Here is a 22,784-nt window from a genome sequence, read left to right on the forward strand (position 1 = left end):
CTCGGGCCGTGGTCCTCGGTTCATGGTGGTCTCCCGTCCAGAGATCCGATCGTCGTTGCTCAGCATGCGCGGGCCCGCGCGGCCGGGTGCTCACCCGTCCCGGGTGACGATGGGCTACTCGACGACGTGCAGGGCGCGGTCGGTCACGTTGAGCCGGCGGCCGCCGTCGGCGGTGACGGTCACGATGTCCTCGATCCGCACGCCGAGCACGCCGGGCAGGTACACGCCGGGCTCGACCGAGAAGCACATGCCCTCGACGAGCGGCTGCTCCTCGCCCTCGATCATGTAGGGCGGCTCGTGCGTGGTGGTGCCGATGCCGTGCCCGGTGCGGTGGATGAACCGCTCGCCGTAGCCCGCCTCCGTGATGACCCGACGCGCCGCGCGGTCGACGTCCTGGCAGGCGACGCCCGGCCGGACCGCCTCCACGCCGGCCTGCTGCGCGGCCCGCACCACCTCGTGCACCTCGCGCAGCTGCGCCGACGGGTCGCCCACGCTCACGGTGCGGCTCGTGTCCGAGCCGTACCCGTGCTTGAGCCCGCCGAAGTCGAGCACGATCGCGTCGCCGGTCTCGATCGTCCGGTCGCCGGCCTCGTGGTGCGGGTTGGCCCCGTTCGGGCCCGACCCGACCACGGTGAAGTCGACCTGCTCGTGGCCGTGCTCGCGCAGCAGCCGGGCGAGGTCGGCGGCCACGTCGGTCTCCTTGCGGCCGGCGAACCGCAGCCCGACGACCTGCTCGTACGTCGCGTCCGCGGCCGCGGCGGCGGACTGCAGCCGCGCGAGCTCGGCGTCGTCCTTCACCGCGCGCAGCATGGGCAGGCTGTCGGTCAGCGAGCGGTAGCGGCTGCCGGGCACGGCGGCCTGCAGGCCGAGCAGGTGCATCGCCCAGGCCGAGTCCGAGATGCCCATCGTCGCCGTCGCGCCCAGCAGCGTGCCGGCGCGGGCGAAGGGGTCCTGGCCGTCGGTCCACGCCTCGAGCTCGACCGCCGCGGCGCCCGGGGCACCCTCGGCGTCGGGCTGCTCCAGGGCGGGCACGACGAGCACCGGGTCGTGGCCGGGACGCAGGACGAGGGCGGTGAGCCGCTCGGTGATCGCGGTCGGCCGGTAGCCGGTGAGCCAGACCAGCTCGGGTCCGGGCATGACGACCAGGCCGTCCAGGCCGGCCGCGGTGGCCTGCTCGGCGGCCCGGCGCATGCGGGCGGCGTAGTCGTCGGCGGTGAACGGCTGCACGGCCGTCTCGGTGTCGGTCATCGGGCTCGCTCCGTCCCGGCCGTGGCCGTCGTGGGCAGGGTGTGGCTGATGGCGGCCGCGGACGCCGCCGCGTCCGCGAGCGTCCCGGTCGGCGTGCGGGTGCGGCCCATGACGACGGCCATGATCACGCCGACCAGGCTGATGGCGGCCATCGTCCAGGCGGCGGCGGAGAGCCCGGAGGCGAGTGCGTCCCCGGCGGACGCCCCGTCGCCGCGGCGTCCCTCGATGACCCCGTCGAAGATGGTCGCGGCCAGGGCGGTGGCGACGGCGGCGCCGACGTAGCGGGCCATGTTCGAGACGCCGGACGCCCCGCCGACCTGCCGCTCGGGCACCGCGGCGGTGGCCGCCGACGAGGCGGGTCCGTTCGACATGCCCATGCCGACGGCGATCGCGACCAGCGGCAGCAGGAACGCCACGTACCGCCACGAGGGGTCGACGAGCCCCACGACGACGAAGCCGGCGGTGCTGAGCGCGAACCCGAGGCCGACGGTCTGCCGCGCGCCGATCTTGTCGGCCAGCCGCGGCACGAGCGGTGCCGCGACGACCAGGCCGACGGTCGCGGGCAGCGTGGCCAGCCCGGCGTCGAGCGGGCTGAAGCCGAGCGCGGCGGGGTCCTGGAAGTACAGGCTCAGCAGGTACATGAGCGCGTTGATGGTGCCGGCGCCGATGAGGATCGCGACGGTCGAGCCGACCAGGACACGGTTGCGCAGCAGGCCCAGGTCCAGCAGAGGCACGGGGACGCGCCGCTCGACCTCGACGAAGGCGCAGCCGGCGACGAGCGCGACGGCGAAGCAGCCGATCGTCCTGACCGAGAACCAGCCCCAGTCGCTGCTCTCGGTCACGGCGAGGATGAGTGGCGTGAGGGTGAGCGCGATCAGGACGGTGCCGGCGTAGTCGATCGACCGCGGTCGGTCCGGGTCGCGCGACTCGCTCACCATGAAGAAGGTCAGCACCATGCACAGGACGGCCACGCCGGCGTCGATCCAGAACAGTCCCTGCCACCCGGTCGCGTCCACCAGCACGCCGCCCAGCAGCGGGCCGGCCGCGGCGCCGACCGCCGCCGCCGCGCCCCACAACGAGACGGCCCGCATCTGGGCCTGGCCCTTGTTCGCGACCGACAGCAGGCTCAGCCCGCAGGCCAGGATCGTGGCGCCGGCGGCGCCCTGGACGACGCGTCCGGCGATCACCATGGCGCCGGACTGGGCGAGCGCGATGAGGATGCACGACGCCACGAACAGCAGCAGGCCGAGCTGGAACACCCGCTTGCGGCCGAGCACGTCGCCGAGCGAGCCGGAGGTGACGATGACCGCCGCACCCACGAGCGAGTAGCCGGTCACCGCCCACTGCAGCGTCGCCACGGACGTGCCGGTGTCCTCGGAGATGGCCGGCAGCAGGATGCTCACGGCCGACGTGTTGGCGTTCACGATGAGGGTCGACAGGCACGTCGCGGCGAGCACGCCGCCCGCGCGGGTGCCGACCCGGGTCTCGTCGCTCATCGGACGGCCTCAGGGCTCTTGCGGCTGGAAGGTGCCGAGCGTGTCGTCACCCTCCTCGACGATGCCGTAGCTGGACTCGGGCAGCGGGTTCCAGGCGCCGACGAGGTCGCCCAGCGGCTCGGAGACGACGACTCGCGTCTCGTCGGACAGGCCGGCGAACGTCGGGTTGTCCGGGTAGAGCTGCCGCAGCGCGGTGAGCGCGGTGCTGACGTACAGCGTCCGGCTGTGGTGCTCGCTGGAGTAGCGGAAGACCCAGAGCTTCTCGCCGTCGGTCGTGGCGACCGTCATCTGCATCGGGTCCTCGACACCGTGGCGGCGTCCGGTCGCCTCGACGAACCCGACCATGCGCTCGACGGCGCCGACGGCGTCCTCCTCGAGCCCGAAGGTCAGGGCGAGGTGGAACATCACCTCGGAGTCGGTCGACCCGGCGATGCTGCCGTACAGGCGCGGATCGACCGCCATCACCAGGTCACGCTTCATCGTCTCGAACCCGCGGATGGCCCCGTTGTGCACCCACAGCCACTGCTCGTGGCGGAACGGGTGGCAGTTCGTCTGCTGCACCGGGGTGCCCGTGCTGGCCCGGATGTGGGCCAGGAACAGGCCGGACGACGTGGACCGAGCAAGCTCGCGCAGGTTCTGGTCGCCCCACGCGGGGCCCACGCCGCGGAACAGCACGGGGACGGAGGGGCGGCGGCCGGGCGGGAGCTCACCGTCGCCCTCGACCAGCCCGTACCAGCCCATGCCGAAACCGTCGCCGTTCGTCGTCTCGACGCCCATCCGCGAGTGCAGGCTCTGGTCGATCAAGGAGTACTCGGGCTTGTAGAGCAGCTCCTCCAGCAGGACCGGAGTACCGGAGTAGGCCAGCCACCGACACATCGTGCGCTCCTCTGCTCGCGCGGAACCTTGACCGGCAGCCTGCCTCTGAGGCGGCCTGCGGCGCCTCACCCGACGGGGGTGAGGCGGCGCAGGCCGGTGCCCCGCACGCTGTCGCCACCGGGCACGACCGTGCTCGTCCACCCAGCGAACGGCACGGAGGACCATGCTCACCGTCGGCGTGGAGGAGGAGCTCCTGCTGCTCGAGCCTCGAGGGACCGTGAGACCGGTCGCGGCCGAGGTCGTGCGCGCCGTGGCCGACCCGCGCGTCAAGCCCGAGCTGATGAGGTTCCAGGTCGAGACGTCCTCGGGCATCTGCACGGACATGGCCGAGCTGGAGGACGAGCTCGTCGGGCTGCGCCGCCGCGTCGCGTCCGCGGCGCGTGAGGCCGGGGCCCAGCTGGTGGCGATCGGCGCGCCGTGGGCCGACGAGCCGGGCCTCGACCACGTGGCCGACGACCCGCGGTACCGCGCGCTGGCGGCCCGGCTGCCCGAGGCGACCGCGACCGGCGGCACGTGCGCCTGCCACGTGCACGTCGGCGTCGACGACCGCGAGCTGGCGGTGCACGTGGCCGGACGGATGCGGCCCTGGCTGCCGACGATCCTCGCGCTCGGCACGAGCTCGCCGTTGGGCCACGGCCGGGACAGCGGATGGAGCAGCACACGGTTCAGCCGCCAGCTGCGCTGGCCGACGTTCCGTCCGCCGCAGGTCTGGGCATCGGCGACGGACTACGACCGCACGGTGGACGGCCTGGTGCGGGACGGAGCCGCGATCGACGTCCGCAGCGTGTACTTCATGGCCCGGCCGTCGCCGCGGTACCCGACCCTCGAGGTCCGGGTCGCCGACACCGGGCTCGAGGCGGCGGACGCCGTGCTCGTCGCCGCGGTGAGCCGGGCCCTCGTCGCCGTCCTGGTCGACGACGTGCGCGCCGGACGGCCGCCGGAGATCGTCGGGGACGAGCAGCTGGACGCCGACCTGCTGTCGGTCGCGGTGCGCGGCCGTCCTCCCGTCCGGACCTCGACGCCGGACGACGACGGGGAGCTGGAGACGTGGTCGGAGCTCGCGGGCCGGCTGCTGGCCCGGATCGCGCCCGCGCTGGGCGGGGACGCCGACCTCGTCGCGTCCCGGCTGGACCGGCTCGCGGTCGTCGGCACGGGAGCCGATCGTCAGCGCCGGATGCTCGCGCGGACGCACGACCCGGCCGAGCTGGTCTCGGCGATGGCCGCGGCCACGGTGTCGGAGCCCGGCCCCTCCGAGCCGGACGTGCCCCCGGGGGGCGCGCCATGACCGGGGACCGGGACGCGGGTGCCGCCCGACCGGCGCCGACCGGGCGGCGGGTCGGGCGTCGGGTCGGGGTCGCCCGGTGGGCGGCCGCCTCGCACCCGGCCGGGATGATCCACGGCGCGGTGGTCACCGGCGCGACGCTGGCGCTGATGGGCGACCACGCGGGCACGGACGTGAGCCTGCTGGGCGCCGTGGGCGTGCTGGTCGTCTACTGGCTCACGCACGGCTACACGCACGCGCTCGGGCGGGGGATCGACGGCGTGCACCCGCACCTGGCGCGGCGCCTGCTCGACAGCACCCGCCTGGAGCTGCCGATCCTGCTCGGCGGGGTGCCGGCGCTGGCCACGGTCGGCATCCTGACGACGTCGGGCGTCGCGCTCACGACGGCCATGACCGCCGGCCTGTGGGTGACGGTGGTCCTCATGGGGGCGTACGGCTACCTCGCGGCGCACCTGGCCGGGGTGTCGGGCTGGCGGACGGTGGTCGAGACCGGGTTCGCCGCGGTGCTCGGGCTGGTCATGGTCGGCCTCAACATGCTGCTGCACTGAGCCGGCGTCGCGGACGGCCGCGGTGCCCCCGCGTCACGCGTCCTTCATCTCGGTGCCGTGCACGATGACGGCCCAGATCACCAGGACGTCGAGGGTGATCATGATCGTCGACCAGAACGGGTAGGCGGCCAGGAACGAGAAGTTGACCACGGCGCTGGCCATCGCCACGAGCGCGGCCACGATGCGGGCCCACAGGTGCCCGGTCAGCAGGCTGACGCCGGCCGCGACCATGATCAGGCCGGCACCCAGGTGCACCCAGCCCCACACCGTGTAGTCGGCGGTGACCACCAGGCCGTTGCTCTCGACGACGAAGTACTGGTCGCGGAACAGCGCGACGAGCCCGGTGATGGCGTGCAGGATGCCCAGGAGCACGAGCATGAACGTGGCGAAGAAGATCCAGGCCGCCCAGCCGGTGACGGGCGTCGAGCGGACGCCCTGGTACGGCGGGGTCGACTCGAGGCTGCCGGGGATCGGGTCGGTGCGGGACATGGTGGTGCCTCTCTGTGTGGGAACCGGCCCAGTCTCGGCGCCGGCGCCGGGCCCCGGCCTCACCCGACGCGAGTGATCCGCCCCGGCCCGGGCGCGCCGTCAGATGAGGCATGGACGCTTCGGACCCCGGTCGTGACGCCCCCGCCGGCGTGCCCGCGAGCAGGAGCGGCCGCGCGTGGCCGCTCGGACTCGTCGTGCTCGTCGCGCTGGCCGCCGCGACGATCACCGTCGGTGGGCTGCACGCCATCTCCGACCTCGTCGGGCCGGTCTTCCTCGGGCTCGTCATCACCGTCACCGTGCACCCCGTCCGGCGCTGGCTGGAGCGGACGTCGATGCCGGAGTGGCTGGTCTCGGTGCTGATGCTGGTCACCGCCTACCTGCTCATCGTGGCGATGACCCTCGCCCTCGTCGTGTCGGTCGCCCAGCTCGCCTCGTTGCTGCCGGAGTACTCCGACGACCTGGCCGACCTCGCCGCCGACGTGGGGGGCGTGCTGCGGTCGTTCGGGGTCGACGAGGAGCAGATCGACACCGTGGTGGGTGCCGCCGACGCCGCGCAGCTGGTCGAGATCGTGGTGTCGCTGCTCGCGGGCACGCTCGGGGTGCTGACCGACGTCTTCTTCCTGTTCACCGTGCTGCTGTTCATGGCGTTCGACACCAACTCGTCGCGGCGCAACCTGGCCGTGCTCGGGCACCGGTTCCCGGACGTCGTCGCGGCCGCCGGCGGTTTCGCGGCCGGGACCCGGCGCTACATGGCGGTCGCCGCGATCTTCGGCCTCGTGGTCGCGGTGGTGGACGGTGCCGCCCTCTACGTGATCGGCGTCCCGGGGGCCTTCGTGTGGGCGGTGCTGTCGTTCGTCACGAACTTCATCCCCAACATCGGGTTCGTCATCGGCCTCGTGCCGCCGGCGCTGGTGGCGCTGCTCGAGGACGGCCCCGGCCTCATGCTGACGGTCATCGTCGTCTACTGCGTCGTCAACTTCGTGATCCAGTCGATCATCCAGCCGCGGGTCGTGGGGGAGAACGTCGGCCTGTCGCCGACCATCACCTTCCTGTCGCTGGTGTTCTGGGCGTGGGTCCTGGGTCCGGTCGGCGCCCTGCTCGCCGTGCCGCTGAGCCTGCTCGCGCGGGCCGTGCTGGTCGAGGCCGACACCCGGACGGCCTGGGCGCTGCCGCTGATCTCCGGCCGGACCGACGCGTCCGCGCCGGTGCGGGCCGATGGCGGCTGACCCGCTCCGGGACGAGCACCCGGAGCCGCTGCTGGGCACGCGTCGCGTCGACGAGCTGCTGGCCCGGCTGCCCGCCCGGGCCCGCCGCCCGGTCGACTGGCTCCTGTCCCGCTGGGTCGGCCGGACGCTGCTGCGCACCACCGTGGCCTGCGTGCGCGTGGAGATCTTCGACCGGTCGATGACGATCGCGGCCCAGTTCTTCACGTCCGTCCTTCCCCTGCTCATCGTCACCGCGACGCTCGTCGCCTCCGGCAGCAGCGACGCGGTGTCCGACCTGGTGGGCGCGTCGGACTCGTCGGGCGAGCTGATCGACCAGGCCGTCGACGGGTCCGGCGACGCGGCGTTCGGCGCCGTCGGCGTGCTGCTCGTGCTGGTGTCGGCGACCAGCCTCTCGCGCGCCCTCACCCGGGCCTTCGCGGTGATCTGGCAGGTCGCGCGTCCGCAGGTCGGCCTCCGGTCGGCGTGGCGCTGGCTCGCGGTGGTGCTGGTGATGGTGCTGGCCGTGGTCGTCACGCAGAACCTCGCGCAGCAGGTGCGCCTGCTGCCGCCGCCGGTGGTGTGGCCCGCGGCCCTGTCGCTGGCCACCGACGTCGCGGTCACCCTGTTCGTCCCGTGGGTGCTGCTGTCCGGGCAGGTCGCGGCCCGCGTGCTGCTGCCGGCCGCGGTGTGCTTCGGCGTGGTGATGCTCGGCCTGCGCCCCGCGGCGGACGCGTGGCTGCCCTGGGCGCTGGAGGTCAGCTCGGACCGGTACGGACCCATCGGCATGGCGTTCACCTACCTCGCCTGGCTGTACGTGGTGTCGTTCGTGCTGCTGGCGACCGCCGTGCTCGGACGGGTGCTCGCCGGCGACGAGGGCCGGCTCGGGTCGTGGATCCGCGGGGGCGCGGACCGGGACGCGCCGGGTGGCTCGGACTGACCGATCTCACTCGTCGCGTACGAGGTCGGGGCCCGGCGCCGCGCGCGACGATGGCCGCCCGACCCAGGAGGGAGCCGACCATGGTGACGAACGGTCCGGTCGTCGACGAGCGCGCGGCGCCGCGCTCCACGTGGGGCCGCACGGCCGGTGCGGTGCTGTGCCTGGTGCTGGCCGCGGTGCTCACCACGCCCGCTGCCATCGCCTACTGGGGCCAGCGCACGCTCAACGACGGCCAGCGGTACGTGGCCACGGTGGGGCCGCTCGTGCAGGCCCCGGAGGTGCAGGAGGTGCTCGCCGGGACCGTCACCGACGCGATCCAGCAGCAGGTCGACGTGGACGCGCTGCTGGAGGAGGCGTTCGCGAGCGTGAGCGACCGCGCCCCGCGGCTGCAGCTGCTGGTCGGTCCGCTGTCCGCGGCGATCGACAGCGCCGTCGAGCGTCAGGTCCGCAGCTTCCTGGCCTCGGACGCCTTCGCCGAGATCTGGACGCGGGTCAACACGCGGGCCCAGCAGGCGCTGCAGCGCGTCCTGGAGGGGCGCGACGGCGGCGCCGTCTCCCTGCAGGGCGACGACGTCGTGCTGGACGTGTCGGAGGTCGTCGACCAGGTGAAGCAGCGGCTGGCCGACCGGGGGATGACCTTCGTCGAGAACGTCCCGGTGCCGCAGACGAGCCGCGAGATCGTCCTGATGGAGGCCCCTCGGGTCAAGCAGATGCGCACCATCTACGCCTTCACCGACCCGGTCGCGCGCTGGCTGCTGCCGGTCGTGGGCGTCCTCTACCTCGCCGCGTTCGTCCTGGCCCGGCGGCGCCCGCCGATGGCGGTCGCGATCGGGGCCGTGGTGGCGGCGAACGCGCTGCTGCTGGCGCTGCTGCTCTCGGTGGGCGGGCAGCTGTTCGACACCGAGCTCTCGGGGACGCGGTTCGGCCCGGCGAGCACCGTGTTCTACGAGACGATGATCGCGTACCTCCAGCGCGCCCGGGAGGTCGTGCTGTGGCTCGGCCTGACGCTCGTCGCCGCCGGCTGGTTCGCCGGCGCCAACCGGTCCGGCACGGCCGTCCGCACCACGGTGGCGCGGGGCCTGGAGCGGGCCGGCGCCGCGCTCCCCGCCGCGCAGCTCGCCGGTCCGGGGACGTGGGTCGCCGCCAACGTCCCCTGGTTGCGGGTCGTGGTCGTCGTCCTGGCCGGCGTCGTGCTGCTGTGGGGCAACGAGGCGACCCCCGAGCGGTGGTGGTGGTCGCTCGCGCTCGCCGTCGTGCTGCTGGCGGTGCTGCAGGTGCTCGTGGGCGCGGGGCGAGCCGCCGGCAGCGGGACCGACGCCCGTCGCCCGGGACCGACCGTGCCCGTCGGCGCAGCCTGACCGCGCACCGGGGTCACCCGAATCGGGTGAGCCCGCCCCGGCCCGCGCTCGCTACCTTCCCCGCGGAGGTGCGACAGGTGCAGCTGCAGCCCGGGGAGTCCTCACGTCGAGGCGCCGCACGGCCGGCCCGCGAGGAGCCCGCGGCCGCCGGCTGGCCCGGCGTCCCCGACCGACCGCGTCGGCTGCTGCGTCGCGACCGCCTGCTCGACCGGCTCGACGCCACGCCCCGCACGCCGCTGGTGCTGGTGAGCGCGCCCGCGGGCACGGGGAAGACCACGCTCGTCGCCGACTGGGTGTCCACGCGGTCCCGGGAGCGGACGGAGTGGCAGACGCTGGAGCGTGAGGACCCGTTCTGGGCCGGCGTCGTGGGCGGCCTGGCCCGGCTCGGCGTCCCGGTGCCGACCAGCGGACCGCCTCCGGACGGCGGACCGCTCGGCCCCGCGACGCGCCGGTCCCTCGCGCTCTCGCTGGCGTCCGAGGCCGAGCCGATGACGCTCGTGGTGGACGGCCTCGGACCGGTGTCGGCGGCCGTGGCCGGCGACGTCGACTTCCTGCTCCGGCACTGCGGGCACCGGCTCCGCCTGGTGCTGCTGACGCGGACCGACCCGGCGCTCCCGCTGTACCGGTACCGGCTCGAGCAGACCGTGACGGAGGTGCGGACGGCCGATCTCGCGCTCACCGACGACGAGGCCGCGGCGCTGCTGCGGGCGATGGGCGTGCCGCTGCCGGCAGCCTCGGTGCACCGCATGAACGAGCACCTCGCCGGCTGGGTGGCGGGAGTGCGGTTCGCGGGCCGCACCGTGGCCGGACGCGAGGACGAGCCCGGGCTTGCTCTCGGCGGCGGGTGGGACGACGACATGGCCGCCTACCTGCGCAGCGAGGTGCTCGGGACGCACCCACCGGACGTCCGGGCACTTCTCATGGCGCTGAGCATCCCGGACACCTTCGACCCGGGGCTCGCCGAGACGCTCGGTGGCCCGTCCGCCCGGCGGACCCTCGCCCGGCTGGGCGCGGCCAACGCGTTCGTCGAGGACGTGCCGGGCCGGCCGGGCCACCACCGGTTCGCCCCGTTCTTCCGCGACCTGCTGCGGGCCGAGCAGGCGTACGCCTCCCCGGCGACCACGGCCGACCTGGAGCGACGGGTGCGCGAGTGGTGGCAGGCCCAGCGCAGTCCTGCCGTGCGACGGCTCTCGGCTGCGCGCCCGCGGCCGGCGCGCGACCCGGTCGGCGCCGACGTGCCGGTGGAGTCGCTGACCGAGAAGGAGCGGGAGGTGCTGGGCCACCTGGCGGAGCTGCTCACGACCGAGGAGATCGCCGCGACGATGTTCATCTCGGTCAACACCGTGCGCACCCACGTGCGGAACATCCTGCGCAAGCTGGGTGTCTCGCGCCGCAACGCGGCCGTGCGCGTCGCCCGCGAGCGCGACCTGCTGGCCGGCTGAGCCGGCCGCTTCCGCGTCAGGTCCAGGTCGCCCAGTCGTACCGGACGCTCGTGCGCAGCACGAGGTCGTGCCAGGCCGCGTCCCGCCGGCTGACCGCCACCCACAGCAGGCCCACGGGGACGAGCACGCAGAGCAGCGCCCGCGCCGCGGCGCGGGCGAGCCCGAGCCGCCCGCCGTCGAGCGTGGTGACCCGCAGCCCCATCACGTGCTGCCCGTACGACCGTCCGCGCAGGCACCACGGGACGGACAGCGAGACGACGGCGACGGCCACGTACGAGAGGCCGACCAGTCCCGTCGACGGCCGGGGGAGGTGGAAGCCGCGGGAGTCGAGCACGAACCGCAGCCCGGCCCACGCGAGGTAGACCGAGACGAGCACGAGGACCACGAGCGCGAGGTCGATCGTCGCGGCGAGCAGCCGGCTGACGACGCCGGCCTCCCGGCCCTGGTGCGGACGCGCCTCGGTGGGCACCATCGGGACGTGACCGACCGGTGGACGCGCGCTCATGGTGCTGCTCCGCCGGGCAGGCCGTCCGGTCCGGGCCGGCGGTGCAGCCGGAACCGGTCGACGACGCGGTCCACCGCCCGGTCGGCGCTGATGCCCTGCATCCGCACCGAGCGGACCGTCTCGGCGGCCAGGGACCCGCTGGACTCCCGGATGATCTCGGGCAGGTCCACCGCGGCGATGACGTCGCCGGCCAGGGCCGCCAGGTCGATCCGCGCGACCACGGCGTCCAGGTCGATCCGCGCCACGACCGCGTCGACGTCCAGACCTCGCACCACGGCGTCGAGGTCGACGTGTCGGGCGACCACCTCGGTCAGGTCGAGCCGCCCGAGGACGGCCTCGAGATCGAGCCGGGTCGCCAGCGCGTCCAGGTCCAGCCGTCCGGCCACCGCGTCGAGGTCGACGTCGGCCACCAGCGCCTGCAGGTCGAGGTGCCGCCGCACGAGGTCGGTCAGCGGCACGAGCCGGGCCACGTAGGCGACCAGCGCCGGGAGCAGGGCGGCGACGGCGCGGTCGCGCGCGGCGACGGACGCGGCCCGGTCCCGGCGGCCGCGGCGGGCCAGCTCGTCCACCACCCGCGCCGGCCGGCGTCGGTGCGGGACGAGCGGGGGGTCGAGCAGCAGCCGGACGCCGGGGGCCGCGACCCGCGCCCCGACCCGCACGCCGCGGCCGAGACCGGCGACGGCGACGGAGCCGGCGCCCCACAGCGCGTCCGGCACGCGCGGCAGGCGGGGCGGCGGAGGATCGGGCGCGGGGGACGAGTCAGCCATCGTCGCCGCCTCCGGCCCTGCGGTGCGCGGGACGAGGCGCCGGGCAGGCTCGTGGGCCGGTCATGGCGTCAGGTCCTGGCACTCGTCGCTGTTCCTGAACGCGGCGCGCAGCTCGTCGGCGCCGTCGAGCGTCCGCAGGTCGTCCACGGCGTCCGAGACCTGGCTGATCATCACGCCGACCGCGCGGCCGATGCTGGCCGCCTGCATGACCTGGGCCTCGAGCGACCCGGCCGGCTGCGCCGCCGCGTCCGCGACGATGCCACGCTGCTCGGCGAGGTCGTCGGACAGGGCGATGAGGCGCTGCGTGGCCTCGTCGCCCGCCTCGGTGTCCGGCGCGTCCAGGTCCGCGAGGTCGTCGACCAGCTCCGCCGTGGCGTCGTCGACGTCCTGGATCGTGCTCGTGAGGTCGTCGACGCTGACCTGCCGGGGGTCGGCCAGGATGGTGCGCGCCGTGGCCAGCACGCCCAGCCAGTCGGCGGCGCTGGAGCACACGTCGTCGGCCCAGGCCTCGGCCGACGTGGTGTCGTCGACGGGGTCGTCCTCGGAGCAGCCCGCGACGACGAGGGCCAGGGTCAGCGCGGCCGCGACCGCCGCCGCACGGTGGGCCCGGGTGCGCCCGGGCGCGTCGGTGGGGGCGGTGGTGCTGGGACGGGGCAGGGACGTCATCGGGGATCCTTCGCTTCAGGCGGTCCGGTGCGGGGAGGACGGTCGCGCGACCGACGACGCGACCGGCGGAGTGGGCCTGCGGTGGCGCAGGACGAGCTTCACGAGCTCCTCGACCACGACGAGCGACGCGGCCAGGCCGAGGCACACGCACCACTGGTCGAGGGTCAGCGCCGCGGTGCCGACGATCCGCTGGAGGAGGTCGAGCGACGTGACCAGGACGATCGCGGCCAGCGCGATGCCGTACCGCCGCAGCTGCGCGAGGGCCGGCACGGCGTCCCGGTCGAAGATCGTGCCGTCCTGGTCACGGCACAGCAGCGCGGCGACGAGATGGAACAGCGACAGGGTCGTGAGCAGCATCGTGGACGCCACGACCGCGTCGTCCAGCGACGGGTCGTCCTGGGCGACGCCGACCTGGTAGGCCACGAGCGAGCCCACCGTCATCACGGCACCCTGCACGCACAGCCGGACCCAGCTGCGGGCCGACAGGACGGGGGCGCCGACCGGCCGGGGCGGCCGGGCCATGAGGCCGTGGGCGGGGCGGTCGAACCCCAGGGCGATCGCCAGCGGGATGTCGACGACCATGTTCAGCCACAGGATCTGGAGCGGGTTCAGGGGCGCGCCGTCGGCCACGTCGAAGATGCCGGCCCCCAGGAACACCGCGATGTACGCGACGAGGGTGGACATCTGGAACCGCAGGTACTTGAGCAGGTTGTCGTAGAGGGTGCGGCCGTAGGAGACGGCGCCCACGATCGTGGCGAAGTTGTCGTCGGTCAGGATCATCACGGCGGCCTCCTGCGAGACCTCGGTGCCGGTGATGCCCATCGCGACGCCGATGTCGGCGGACTTGAGCGCCGGGGCGTCGTTCACGCCGTCACCGGTCATGGCGACGACCTCGCCCTTGCGCTGCAGCAGCCGGACGAGCCGCACCTTGTCCTCGGGCGCCACTCGCGCGACGACGCCGATGTCGTCGAGCCGACCGGTCAGCTCCTCGTCGCTCATCGCGGCGAACTCGTGCCCGGTGACCGCCCGGCCGGGGATGCCGAGCTCGGACGCGATCGCCGCCGCGGTCGTGGCGTGGTCGCCGGTGATCATGCGCACGCGGATGCCGGCCTCGCGGCACTCGGCGATGGCGTCGCGGGCCTCCGCGCGCGGCGGGTCGACGATGCCGACCATCGCGAGCAGGGTCAGGTCGTCGACCAGTGCGAGCAGGTCGCCGGTCAGCGGGGTCGCCGGGTCGAGGTCGCGGCGGGCGACGACCATGACGCGCTCGCCCGCCTCGGCGATGCTGTCGTTGGTCTCCGCCGCCAGCCGCCGGGACTCGGCGGTCAGCGGCACCAGCGTCCCCTCGGGGTGGCGGAGCGTGGACGAGCGGGCGAGCAGGACGTCCGGTGCGCCCTTGACGAAGCAGCGCAGGACCGGGCGACCGTCCTCGTCGGCCATCTGGTGGAAGGTCGCCATGAACTTGTGCTCGGAGTCGAACGGGACCTCGGCCACGCGCGGGAGCGCCGCCCTCGTCTGCGTGATGTCGAGGCCGCCCTTCGCGCCGAGGACGATGAGGGCGCCCTCGGTGGGGTCGCCGATCAGTCGCTCGCCGTCGAGCACGGCGTCGGCGCACAGCACCATCGGCAGGAGGTAGGGGTCGAGGTCGTGGCGCTGGCCGCCGACGTGGCTGATCGTGCCCCGGGTGCTGTAGCCCTCGCCCGAGACGGTCCAGCGGTGGTGCCCGGGGACGACGAGCTGGCGGGCGGTCATCTTGTTCAGCGTGAGCGTGCCGGTCTTGTCCGAGCAGATCGCCGACGTCGACCCGAGGGTCTCGACGGCCGGCAGCCGCTTGACGATGGCGTGGCGCCGGGCGATCTCGCGGGTGCCCATCGACAGCAGGGCCGTCACGACCGCCGGCAGCCCGGTGGGGATGGCCGCCACGGCGAGGGCCACGGCGGTGACGAAGAGGGTGTCGAACTCCTCGCCACGACCCAGCCCGAGCAGCAGCACCAGGACGAGGGCGGCTCCCGCGATCGCGGCGATGACCTTCGACAGCGAGTCCAGCTGCTTCTGCAGGGGCGTCTTGCCCGACTCGGTGCTGGCCAGCATGTCGGCGATGTGGCCGATCTCGGTGGCCATGCCGGTCGCGGTGACGACCAGCTCGCCTCGGCCGCGGGTCACGGAGGTGTTCATGTACGCCATGCACGTGCGGTCGCCCAGCGGCACGTCCCCGCCGGACACCGGGTCGGGCGACTTGGCCACCGGCAGGCTCTCCCCGGTGAGGGCGGCCTCCTCGATCTCGAGGGTCGCGGCGACGCAGACCCGGCCGTCGGCGGGCACGCGGTTGCCGGCCTCCACCAGCACGACGTCCCCGGGCACGAGCTCGGCGGCGTCGACCTCCAGCACGCGGCCGCCGCGCCGCACGCGCGCGACCGTGCGCATCATCTGGGCCAGCGCCTTCACGCTCTCCTCGGCCTTGGCCTCCTGGCGCAGGCCGATGACGGCGTTCAGCACGGTCAGCCCGGCGAGCACGAGGGTGGTGCCGGTCTCGCCCGTGACGACCTGGTTGACCACTGCGGCGGCGAGCAGGACCAGCTGCATGAAGTCCTGGTACTGACGCAGGAACGCCCGGAAGCCGGACTCGCCGGCCGACTCGGTCAGCCGGTTGGGGCCCACCGACGCCAACCGGTCCGCCACCTGCTCGGGGGACAGCCCGGTCGCGAGGTCGACGTCCAGCGCGGCGGCGACGCCGGCGGCGTCGGTGCTCGCCGGGTCGCTCGCGGTGCCCGGGTCTCGGTGCGGGGCGTGGTCCGTGGTCATCGGCGCCTCCCGTCGTGCCCGCGGGTGCGGGTCCCTCCACCTTCGCCACGAGGCGCCGGGGAGGCCTCACCCGGCGCGGGGGATGAGTGGTCGGTGCCCACCCCGCCGGGGGTGGGGACGGACGGGGCCGCGCGTGCCAGCGTCGAGGAGCGGCCGTCGGGGCCGCAGCCGCACCGCGCGAGGCGCGGGGACCCAGGGAGGAAGCCATGACCGATCAGATCGACGGAAGCCAGGACGCGGACGGCGCCGGCGGCGAGGAGGGGACGACCCTCGGACCCATCGACTACCTCGCCGTCGAGTTCCCGGGCGGACGCCTGGAAGGGCGCGGGCTCGCGGCCCTGCTCGACCTCGTGGACCGGGGGATCATCCGGCTGCTCGACCTGCGGGTGGCCAAGGTCGCCGAGGACGGCAGCGCGGTCGCGGTCGAGCTCGCCGACCTGGACGCCGACGGCACGATCGACCTGGCCGTGTTCTCCGGGGTGGAGTCCGGCCTGCTCGACGACGACGACGTGGCCGAGAGCGCCACGCTGACGGCGCCGGGCAACGCGGTCGGCGTGCTGGTCTACGAGAACACGTGGGCCCGTCCGTTCGTCGCCGCCCTGCGCGGGGCCGGCGCCGAGGTCGTCGCCAGCGGCCGCATCTCCGCCGACGAGGTCGCGGCCGCGCTGGACGACCTGGACGGCGGGCAGGCCTGAGCGTGGTCCGGGACCGTCCGTCGCGGGTGTTCACCCGCGACGGACGATCCCGCGCGCGACGGAGCCGCCTTCACTGGGACCCGGGCGGTCGTGGTGCCTGCCACGGGTGACCCGCCCGAGTGGTCGGACGGAAGGAACGGACCATGGGACTTCTTCGAGGAATGGCGCGCACGGCCGTGGTGGCGGGGACGGCGACGGCGGTGTCCAACCGCGTCTCGCGGCGGCAGGCCGGCCGGTGGGCCGAGCAGGACGCGCTGCACGCGCAGGCGCAGTACGAGGCTCCGCCGCAGTACGCGGCGCCGCCACCCGCGCCCGCCTCGTCGGGCGACGACGTGATCGCCCAGCTGGAGCGGCTCGGCGAGCTGCGGGAGAGCGGTGTCCTGACGGACGCGGAGTTCGCGGCGCAGAAGGCACGTCTGCTCGGGTCATGAGCGGGGCGGGCTCGGCGGCGCTGGACCGCGTCCGGACCGCCTCCGACCGGCTCGCCCACGGTGACTGGTCCGGGGGCGGCGACGCGCTGCGCGAGGCCCTGCGGCACGTGCCGGCGAGCCATCGGTCGCACCCGCTCGTGCGGCGGGGCTGGCGCGACGCCGGGACGGCGGTCGCCCTCGACGAGCGGTGGGACGACGCCGGAGCGGTGGAGCGCGAGCTGCGCGGGGCCGCCGGTGGCGACGTCGCGCGCCGGCTCGCCCTGGAGGGCACCCGTGCCGTGGGGCTGGCGCTCGCCGGGCGACCCCGCGACGCCCTGCGTGCGGTGACCGGCGTCCGCCGCATCGCGGTCGACGCCGGGATGACCTCGTTGTGCGCGGCGCTCGACCTGGCCGAGACGCTCGTCGCCCGGGAGACCGGCGATCGCGAGCTGGCCGAGTCTGCCCTCGAGCAGGCCGCCCGGGACTCGCGGACGACAGGGTTCGGGCCGCTCGTGCCGACCCTCGCGCTCGTGCAGCTGCGGCTCGAGACCGGACGTCCGGAGCAGGCGGCGGTCGCGCTCGCCCGCGCCGACGCGACGGCCTGGGACCGGAGCGAACCGTCGCCGGGCAGCGGCGTCCGCAGCTGCCTCGGGTCGGCGCACCTGACGCTGTGCCTCGTGCGTGGCGACGTCGACGGCGCCCGGTCGTGGGTCGAGGTCGTCACCGACCCGTTCTGGGGTCCCGCCGGGGAGGCGAGGATCCTGCTCGCCCAGGGTCGTGGTGACGCGGCCGCGACCGTGCTCGCCCGGGCCCGGCCGCGCGGGCCGCGGCACGAGGTCGTCGGTGGTCTGCTGACGGCCCGCGCGCTGGCGGGGCGCGACCGGGAGGCGGCGCTCGGACGAGCGGGGGTCGCGGCCGAGGTCGCCGTGCGCCACGGGATGGTGCGGTCGGTCGCCGCCGAGGGAGGGACCGCGACCGACCTGCTCGAGCGCGAGGCGTGGCGGGTGCCGTCGGCCTGGATGGACCGGGTGCGGCACGCCCAGGCGCCGGTGCCGGTGGCGGAGGTCCCGCCGACGTGGCCGCTCGAGGGGCTCACCGGACGCGAGCGCGAGGTGCTCCGTCTGCTGCCCGGCCGGCTCACCCTGCGGGAGGTCGCCGACGAGCTGGTCGTGTCGCCGAACACGCTGAAGTTCCACCTGCGGACGGTCTACCGCAAGCTCGGCGCCGGCTCGCGCACCGAGGCGGTCGCCGTCGCGCGCCGGGCCGGGCTGCTGCCGCGCGTCTAGGCTGCGTGGCCCCCGCTGCCCGGCGCCTCGACGTCGCGGAGCAGCGTGCACAGGGCCCGCACCACGAGCACGTCGAAGGCGATGACGATCGACGTCCACAGCGGGTAGACCGGCAGGAAGGCGAAGTTCGCCAGCATGGACGCGCCGGCGACGACGAGTCCCGTCACGAACCCCCACGACTGCCCGGTCAGGATGCCGGCGGCGACGGCCACGGACAGCAGGCCGATCACCAGGTGCACCCAGCCCCACGCGGTGAGGTCGAAGGCGTAGGCGTAGTCGTCGCCGCCGGTCAGCAGCTCGTCGTCGGCGAGCGCAGCGACGCCCTGGACGATCGACAGCAGCGCGGTGACCAGCAGCACGACCGCGGCCACCTGGCTCATGACCCGGGCGCGGGCCACGGCCGGGGCCGGGCGGTCCGGTCCGGCCGTCGCCCCCGACTCGTGCCGGCCGTTCACGCCAGGGCCTTGGCCTTCAGCGCCGCGTACTCGGGCTCGGAGATGGTGCCGTCGTCCAGCAGGGCCTTGGCCTGGGCGATCTGGTCCGGTGCCGAGGGCGTGCTGCTCGCGACCGAGCGGATGTACGCGTCCTGCGCCGCCCGGTTGCGGCTGACCATCTCGGCCTGACGCTCGGCCATGCCCCGGCCACGTGCGATCAGGTACACCAGCGCGGTCAGGAAGGGCACGAAGATGAGGCACACGACCCAGACGGCCTTCAGGCCGCCGGAGAGGTCCTGGTCGCGGAAGACGTCCGCCAGGATGCTGAACATCACCATGAGGTAGGCGATGAAGGCGAAGCTGACGACGATGAACCAGATGACGTCCCAGAAGTCCATGGGAACCACTCCTTCGGCTTGACTGATCCCTGGATAGTCCCCGCGCCGGGTCTGCCGTCTCACCCGGTCCGGGCGAGATGCGCGGTGACTCAGGCGTCGCGGCGCGCGAGGTCGCGGACGGCGGTCGCGAGACGGGGCGGCGCGTCGTCGCGCAGCATCGCGTGCTCCAGCCGGACGTCGCCCCGGGCCCGCCCGCGCTCGATGACCAGGCGGATCTCGTCCAGGTCGGCGTCGGAGGAGAGCACGAGCAGCGCCGACGTGCCCGGTACGAGCCCGTCGCGGACGTCGGCCAGGAAGTCGCGCTCGATGCCCGTGCCGGCCAGACGCGTGGCCAGCAGGTCCAGGCCGGCCGCGGGGGTGCCCGGCGTCGAGCCGGCGACGAGCACGGCCACCAGGGGTCCGAGGACCGACTCCGGTCCGCGAGCCCAGGGCCCGCGGTGCCGCAGGTGGACGACCCGGGGCGCATGGGCGCCGCGCACCCACGTCACGGTGACGGCGTCGACGACGGTGACGTGACCACGTTGCTGCAGGTCGCGGAGGCGCACCTCGCCGGCGGCCGCACCTCGCGGCGAGTCGTAGTGCCACACGGTCAGCGCGCTCGTACCGGGCACGATCAGTCCCTCCCGCACGCCGGTCCGGGCCTCACTCGTCGGCGATGAGCCGGCACAGCGACCACAGCACGAGCACGTGGAACGCGACGGCGGCGAGCGCCCAGAACGGGAAGTACGGGACGAACAGGAAGCTGACCACCGCGCCGACGACGGCCAGCAGCAGCCCGGCCATGCGGGCCCAGCGCGCACCCATCAGCAGTGCCCCGCCCACGAGCGTCGTGAGGGCACCGACGGTGACGTGCACCCAGCCCCAGGTCTTCAGGTCCAGCTCGGCGAAGTACCGCGGGCGTCCGGTGAACAGGTCGTCCCCGGCCAGGGCGGCGACGCCCTCGAGCGCCATCATGATGCCGACCGTCGCGAGCAGGAACCCGGCGAACGCGGCGGTCTCCCAGGCGAGGCCGCCGGGTCGAGGACGAGCGCCCTCGGTGGTGGGTGCGCTGGTGGTCATGGTCCCTCCGGTCGTCGACGGGGGTGGATGCGTCGCACCGTAAGGCCGTCACCGCGCCCACGGGCTCGCCCGAACAAGGCGAGTGCGGTCAGCAGGTCACAGCAGGTGCTGCGTCCGGGCGACGGCCAGGGCCTCGCTACGACGGGAGACGGAGAGCTTCGCGTACAGGTTGGACACGTGCGTCTTCACGGTGTTCTCCGACACGACGAGGGTCGCCGCGATGTCCGCGTACGTGGCGCCCCGGGCGAGCTCGGCCAGCACGTCGCGCTCGCGCGAGCTCAGCCCGACGTGGGCGACCGGCTGCGTGGCTCGTTCCCGCTCGGCCTGGGTCGCGATAGCCGGCGCGAAGGTCGCTGTCGTGTCCGGCAGACCCGTCCGGGCTGCGACGAGCATCGCGAGCCACGAGCTCGCCGCCGGCGCGTCCCGCTCGGCGAGGACGTCGAGCAGCGTCGACAACGGCGTGCCGTGCCGTGACCAGCCGAGGAACGGCACCGCGTTGTTGCGGACGGCCGTGCCGACGACCGCGTCCCGCAGGTCGTCCAGCGCGGACTCGCGGTCGCCCAGGACGTCGAGCAGCTGCGCCCGGCAGGTGAGGGCCAGCTCGCGGGAGGCGGGCTGGGCGAACCGGGCCGACGAGACGGCCTCGGTGAACCGCGCGACCGCGGTCCGGACGTCGCCGCTGAGGTCGGCGTCGAGGCCGCGGGCCAGGGCCAGCTCGCCGGGCGCGTCGACGTCCGAGAGCTCGCTCTCGACCGCGCGCAGACCGGGCCGGTCGAGGGTCAGGTAGGCCAGGAACGCCCGCTCGACGAGCACCACGGTCCGCAGGTGGTCCGGGAGCGCGCCGGCACCGCCGGGCACGTCGAGCGGGACCGACAGGATGCGCTCGGCCTCGTGGACCGAGCCGGCGCGCAGGGCCAGTCGTGACTGCAGCAGGCGCAGCCAGAACCGGGTGGCGGGGTCGGCGGGGTGGGCGGCCACCGTGTCCGGAGGGACGGCCAGCGGGTCGGACGGCCACGGCAGCCCGGGGAGCCCGGCCAGGAGCAGCGCGACAGCGACCCGCGTCCGCGCGTACCGCGGTTGCCACGCGGGGGAGCGGTCGAGCATGGCCGCGGCCTGGCGCGCGACCTCGGTGCAGGCGCGTTCTCGACCGAGCATGTACTCGGTCAGCGCGAGGTGGGTGGTGGCAGCCAGGCGGAGCGCGGGCAGGTCGCGGGTGCGACCCAGCTCGATCGCGGACGTCAGGTTGCGTTCGGCGGTCGTCAGGTCGCCGGTCCAGTTCTGCGTGATGCCCAGCTCGGTCAGCAGCTGGGGGAGCAGCGCGTGGTCGACGGCACCGGTGGCCGGGGACGCCGTCACGTCGTCGGCGAGACGCTGGGCGTCGGCGACCGCACCGGTGAGGGGCAGCAGACCGAGCCGGGCGAGCACCAGCCCGGTGAGCGCGAGGACCATCCGGCGCGACGGGGTGTCGGGCTCGTGGGTCCCGGCCGGAAGTGCACGCAGCCGCTCGCTCCAGCGACGGGCGGAGGCGGTGTCACCCGCGACCCAGCGCTCCAGGGCGACGGCGAGCCAGGCGTCCGGCTCGGCCTCCACGTCGCCGGCCTGGTCACGGGCGAACCGGGCGATGGCGGCGCCCTGCCCGCGCATGAGCATCGTGACGCCCTCGCGACCGAGGAGCCGTGCGGCCTGCTCGTGGTCGTGCACCGCGACGAGACGCCCGAACGCCAGCTCGACGTCGCCACGGGCCACGTCGAGCGCGACCGCGCGGGTCACGGTTGCGCGGGCCCGCACGACGTCCACGCCACCGGAGACGAGCCGACGGCGGACGACCTCGACGAGCAGCGGATGTATGCGGAACCGGGCGTCGGGGTCGAGGGCGAACGGTCCCTCGACCGACGCCCCGTCGAGGCGGGTGACGAGCAGGCCGGTGCTCTGCAGCTGGCCCAGGAGCTCACCGGCGTCCTGGTCGCCGGACAGGTGCACGGCCGTCGCGGGCGTGACCACCTGCTCCGGTGCGATGCACAGCAGCAGGTGACGCTCGCGCGGCGTCAGCGACGCGAACACCTCGCCGATGACCGGGCCGGCGATGCCGGTCGCGCCACGCGCGTAGCGCTGCGCGGCCGCGACGGGGTCCGCCGCGGTGGCGACCGCACGGGCCATCAGCACCACGGCCGCGCACCAGCCCTCGGCGTGCCGGGTGATCGTCTCGACGACGGCGGGGGAGTCCGTCCGCACGTGCGCGGCGACCAGCTCGGCCGCCTCGTCGTCGTCCAGGCGCAGCACGTCGCCGCGGAGCAGGCTGAGGTGCCCGAGCAGCTCCGGCACGAGTCGGCGGATCGGCAGGTCCCAGCGGCTCAGCAGCACGACGCGCATCGAGGCGGGGTCCGTCGAGAGCCGGTGCTCGAGCAGGTCGAGCGCCTCGCTGGGCAGCAGGTGGGCGTCGTCGACCACCACCACGCGGGGGCCGGACCCGTCGGACGCAGCCAGGTCGAGCTGCTCGGCCAGCCGCTCGGCGTCCCACTGCGGGTCCGCCTGCACCCAGCCGACCGGGGCCCGGTGCCGCAGCCTCGCCCAGCCGCCGACGCCGAGCGTCTTCCCCGTGCCCGCCGGGGCGACGAGCAGCGTGAGCGGACCCCGGACCGCCGCGTCGAGACGGTCGAACAGCGCGCGGCGCCGGACGTACGCCCGGGGCAGGTGGGGCGGGGCCCCGCCGGGACGTTCCGCCGGTTCGAGGATCCTTGTCCGTTCTTGCTGTCGTTCGTCAACCATGACCGGGCTCCCTCCCGGGTCGTCCACGCTCGGAACGATGATCCGCGGGTTCCTGGCGCGCTGGACAGGACGGCCGAGACCGTCCCTGTCAGCCACCGTACGCACGCGCGGGTCC

The 22,784-nt window shown here is 74.8% G+C and carries 22 protein-coding genes; 9 read left to right on the forward strand and 13 right to left on the reverse strand.

The window, feature by feature from the left end:
* Positions 1–114: 114 nt before the first annotated feature.
* Genes E0W78_RS11310 through E0W78_RS11320 form a run of 3 tightly spaced genes read right to left on the reverse strand, consistent with a single transcriptional unit; the run spans position 115 to position 3,620 of the window.
* A complete protein-coding gene (locus E0W78_RS11310) occupies positions 115–1,248 on the reverse strand; it encodes an aminopeptidase P family protein (protein ID WP_131404062.1) in 1,134 nt (377 codons plus the stop codon).
* Positions 1,245–2,744: an MFS transporter gene (locus E0W78_RS11315; RefSeq protein WP_131404063.1), complete on the reverse strand. Its 1,500-nt coding sequence runs from the start codon at positions 2,742–2,744 to the stop codon at positions 1,245–1,247. Before E0W78_RS11315 ends, E0W78_RS11310 begins: the two co-directional genes overlap by 4 nt.
* A gap of 9 nt (positions 2,745–2,753) precedes the next feature.
* Positions 2,754–3,620, reverse strand: coding sequence for a class II glutamine amidotransferase (locus tag E0W78_RS11320; protein ID WP_131404064.1), 867 nt, complete (start codon positions 3,618–3,620; stop codon positions 2,754–2,756).
* A 163-nt stretch (positions 3,621–3,783) separates the two neighbouring features.
* Here E0W78_RS11320 and E0W78_RS11325 point away from each other — a divergent pair, with 163 nt between their 5' ends.
* The gene (locus E0W78_RS11325) at positions 3,784–4,905 is read left to right on the forward strand and encodes a YbdK family carboxylate-amine ligase (protein ID WP_131404065.1); all 1,122 of its coding nucleotides are present in this window, start codon (positions 3,784–3,786) and stop codon (positions 4,903–4,905) included.
* Positions 4,902–5,450, forward strand: coding sequence for a hypothetical protein (locus E0W78_RS11330; protein ID WP_131404066.1), 549 nt, complete (start codon positions 4,902–4,904; stop codon positions 5,448–5,450). Before E0W78_RS11325 ends, E0W78_RS11330 begins: the two co-directional genes overlap by 4 nt.
* A gap of 33 nt (positions 5,451–5,483) precedes the next feature.
* On the opposite strand, the gene E0W78_RS11335 is transcribed toward E0W78_RS11330, so the two are convergent.
* Positions 5,484–5,939, reverse strand: a complete 456-nt coding sequence (locus E0W78_RS11335) for a hypothetical protein (RefSeq protein ID WP_207392729.1) — start codon at positions 5,937–5,939, stop codon at positions 5,484–5,486.
* A 110-nt stretch (positions 5,940–6,049) separates the two neighbouring features.
* Here E0W78_RS11335 and E0W78_RS11340 point away from each other — a divergent pair, with 110 nt between their 5' ends.
* The 4 genes from E0W78_RS11340 (at position 6,050) to E0W78_RS16970 (ending at position 10,881) form a co-directional block, all read left to right on the forward strand.
* Positions 6,050–7,165 carry an AI-2E family transporter gene (locus E0W78_RS11340; RefSeq protein ID WP_131404067.1) on the forward strand — a complete coding sequence of 372 codons (1,116 nt, stop codon included), beginning with the start codon at positions 6,050–6,052 and terminating at the stop codon, positions 7,163–7,165.
* Positions 7,155–8,081 carry a YhjD/YihY/BrkB family envelope integrity protein gene (locus E0W78_RS11345; RefSeq protein ID WP_131404068.1) on the forward strand — a complete coding sequence of 309 codons (927 nt, stop codon included), beginning with the start codon at positions 7,155–7,157 and terminating at the stop codon, positions 8,079–8,081. The genes E0W78_RS11340 and E0W78_RS11345 overlap by 11 nt, the downstream gene beginning before the upstream one ends.
* 80 nt (positions 8,082–8,161) lie before the next feature.
* Positions 8,162–9,439, forward strand: a complete 1,278-nt coding sequence (locus tag E0W78_RS11350; protein WP_131404069.1) for a hypothetical protein — start codon at positions 8,162–8,164, stop codon at positions 9,437–9,439.
* Between the two features lie 77 nt (positions 9,440–9,516).
* On the forward strand, positions 9,517–10,881 hold the full coding sequence (locus E0W78_RS16970; RefSeq protein ID WP_278249433.1) for a LuxR family transcriptional regulator: 1,365 nt from the start codon (positions 9,517–9,519) through the stop codon (positions 10,879–10,881).
* Between the two features lie 16 nt (positions 10,882–10,897).
* Here the strand turns inward: E0W78_RS16970 and E0W78_RS11360 are convergent, their stop codons facing one another.
* Genes E0W78_RS11360 through E0W78_RS11375 form a run of 4 tightly spaced genes read right to left on the reverse strand, consistent with a single transcriptional unit; the run spans position 10,898 to position 15,621 of the window.
* On the reverse strand, positions 10,898–11,386 hold the full coding sequence (locus E0W78_RS11360; protein ID WP_131404070.1) for an RDD family protein: 489 nt from the start codon (positions 11,384–11,386) through the stop codon (positions 10,898–10,900).
* On the reverse strand, positions 11,383–12,153 hold the full coding sequence (locus E0W78_RS11365; RefSeq protein ID WP_131404071.1) for a hypothetical protein: 771 nt from the start codon (positions 12,151–12,153) through the stop codon (positions 11,383–11,385). The genes E0W78_RS11360 and E0W78_RS11365 overlap by 4 nt, the downstream gene beginning before the upstream one ends.
* A gap of 60 nt (positions 12,154–12,213) precedes the next feature.
* The gene (locus E0W78_RS11370) at positions 12,214–12,819 is read right to left on the reverse strand and encodes a hypothetical protein (RefSeq protein ID WP_131404072.1); all 606 of its coding nucleotides are present in this window, start codon (positions 12,817–12,819) and stop codon (positions 12,214–12,216) included.
* 15 nt (positions 12,820–12,834) lie between these two features.
* A complete protein-coding gene (locus E0W78_RS11375; RefSeq protein WP_131404073.1) occupies positions 12,835–15,621 on the reverse strand; it encodes a cation-translocating P-type ATPase in 2,787 nt (928 codons plus the stop codon).
* 206 nt (positions 15,622–15,827) lie between these two features.
* Here E0W78_RS11375 and E0W78_RS11380 point away from each other — a divergent pair, with 206 nt between their 5' ends.
* From E0W78_RS11380 to E0W78_RS11390, 3 genes are all read left to right on the forward strand, one after another.
* Positions 15,828–16,316, forward strand: a complete 489-nt coding sequence (locus E0W78_RS11380) for a DUF6325 family protein (protein WP_242686324.1) — start codon at positions 15,828–15,830, stop codon at positions 16,314–16,316.
* Between the two features lie 143 nt (positions 16,317–16,459).
* Positions 16,460–16,747 carry an SHOCT domain-containing protein gene (locus tag E0W78_RS11385; protein ID WP_131404074.1) on the forward strand — a complete coding sequence of 96 codons (288 nt, stop codon included), beginning with the start codon at positions 16,460–16,462 and terminating at the stop codon, positions 16,745–16,747.
* A complete protein-coding gene (locus tag E0W78_RS11390) occupies positions 16,744–18,012 on the forward strand; it encodes a LuxR family transcriptional regulator (protein WP_131404075.1) in 1,269 nt (422 codons plus the stop codon). The genes E0W78_RS11385 and E0W78_RS11390 overlap by 4 nt, the downstream gene beginning before the upstream one ends.
* On the opposite strand, the gene E0W78_RS11395 is transcribed toward E0W78_RS11390, so the two are convergent.
* The 5 genes from E0W78_RS11395 to E0W78_RS16880 form a co-directional block, all read right to left on the reverse strand.
* Positions 18,009–18,467: a hypothetical protein gene (locus E0W78_RS11395; protein ID WP_131404076.1), complete on the reverse strand. Its 459-nt coding sequence runs from the start codon at positions 18,465–18,467 to the stop codon at positions 18,009–18,011. The genes E0W78_RS11390 and E0W78_RS11395 overlap by 4 nt on opposite strands.
* Positions 18,464–18,844, reverse strand: coding sequence for a PLDc N-terminal domain-containing protein (locus tag E0W78_RS11400; protein WP_131404077.1), 381 nt, complete (start codon positions 18,842–18,844; stop codon positions 18,464–18,466). Before E0W78_RS11400 ends, E0W78_RS11395 begins: the two co-directional genes overlap by 4 nt.
* 89 nt (positions 18,845–18,933) lie before the next feature.
* A complete protein-coding gene (locus E0W78_RS11405; protein ID WP_165570482.1) occupies positions 18,934–19,455 on the reverse strand; it encodes a DUF1269 domain-containing protein in 522 nt (173 codons plus the stop codon).
* A gap of 31 nt (positions 19,456–19,486) precedes the next feature.
* Complete coding sequence (locus E0W78_RS16575) at positions 19,487–19,903, reverse strand: hypothetical protein (RefSeq protein ID WP_165570483.1); 417 nt, start codon at positions 19,901–19,903, stop codon at positions 19,487–19,489.
* Positions 19,904–19,999: 96 nt separating this feature from the next.
* Positions 20,000–22,669, reverse strand: a complete 2,670-nt coding sequence (locus E0W78_RS16880; protein WP_242686325.1) for a LuxR C-terminal-related transcriptional regulator — start codon at positions 22,667–22,669, stop codon at positions 20,000–20,002.
* Positions 22,670–22,784: the final 115 nt, after the last annotated feature.

This window comes from Aeromicrobium sp. IC_218 (assembly GCF_004336805.1).
Lineage (GTDB): Bacteria > Actinomycetota > Actinomycetes > Propionibacteriales > Nocardioidaceae > Aeromicrobium.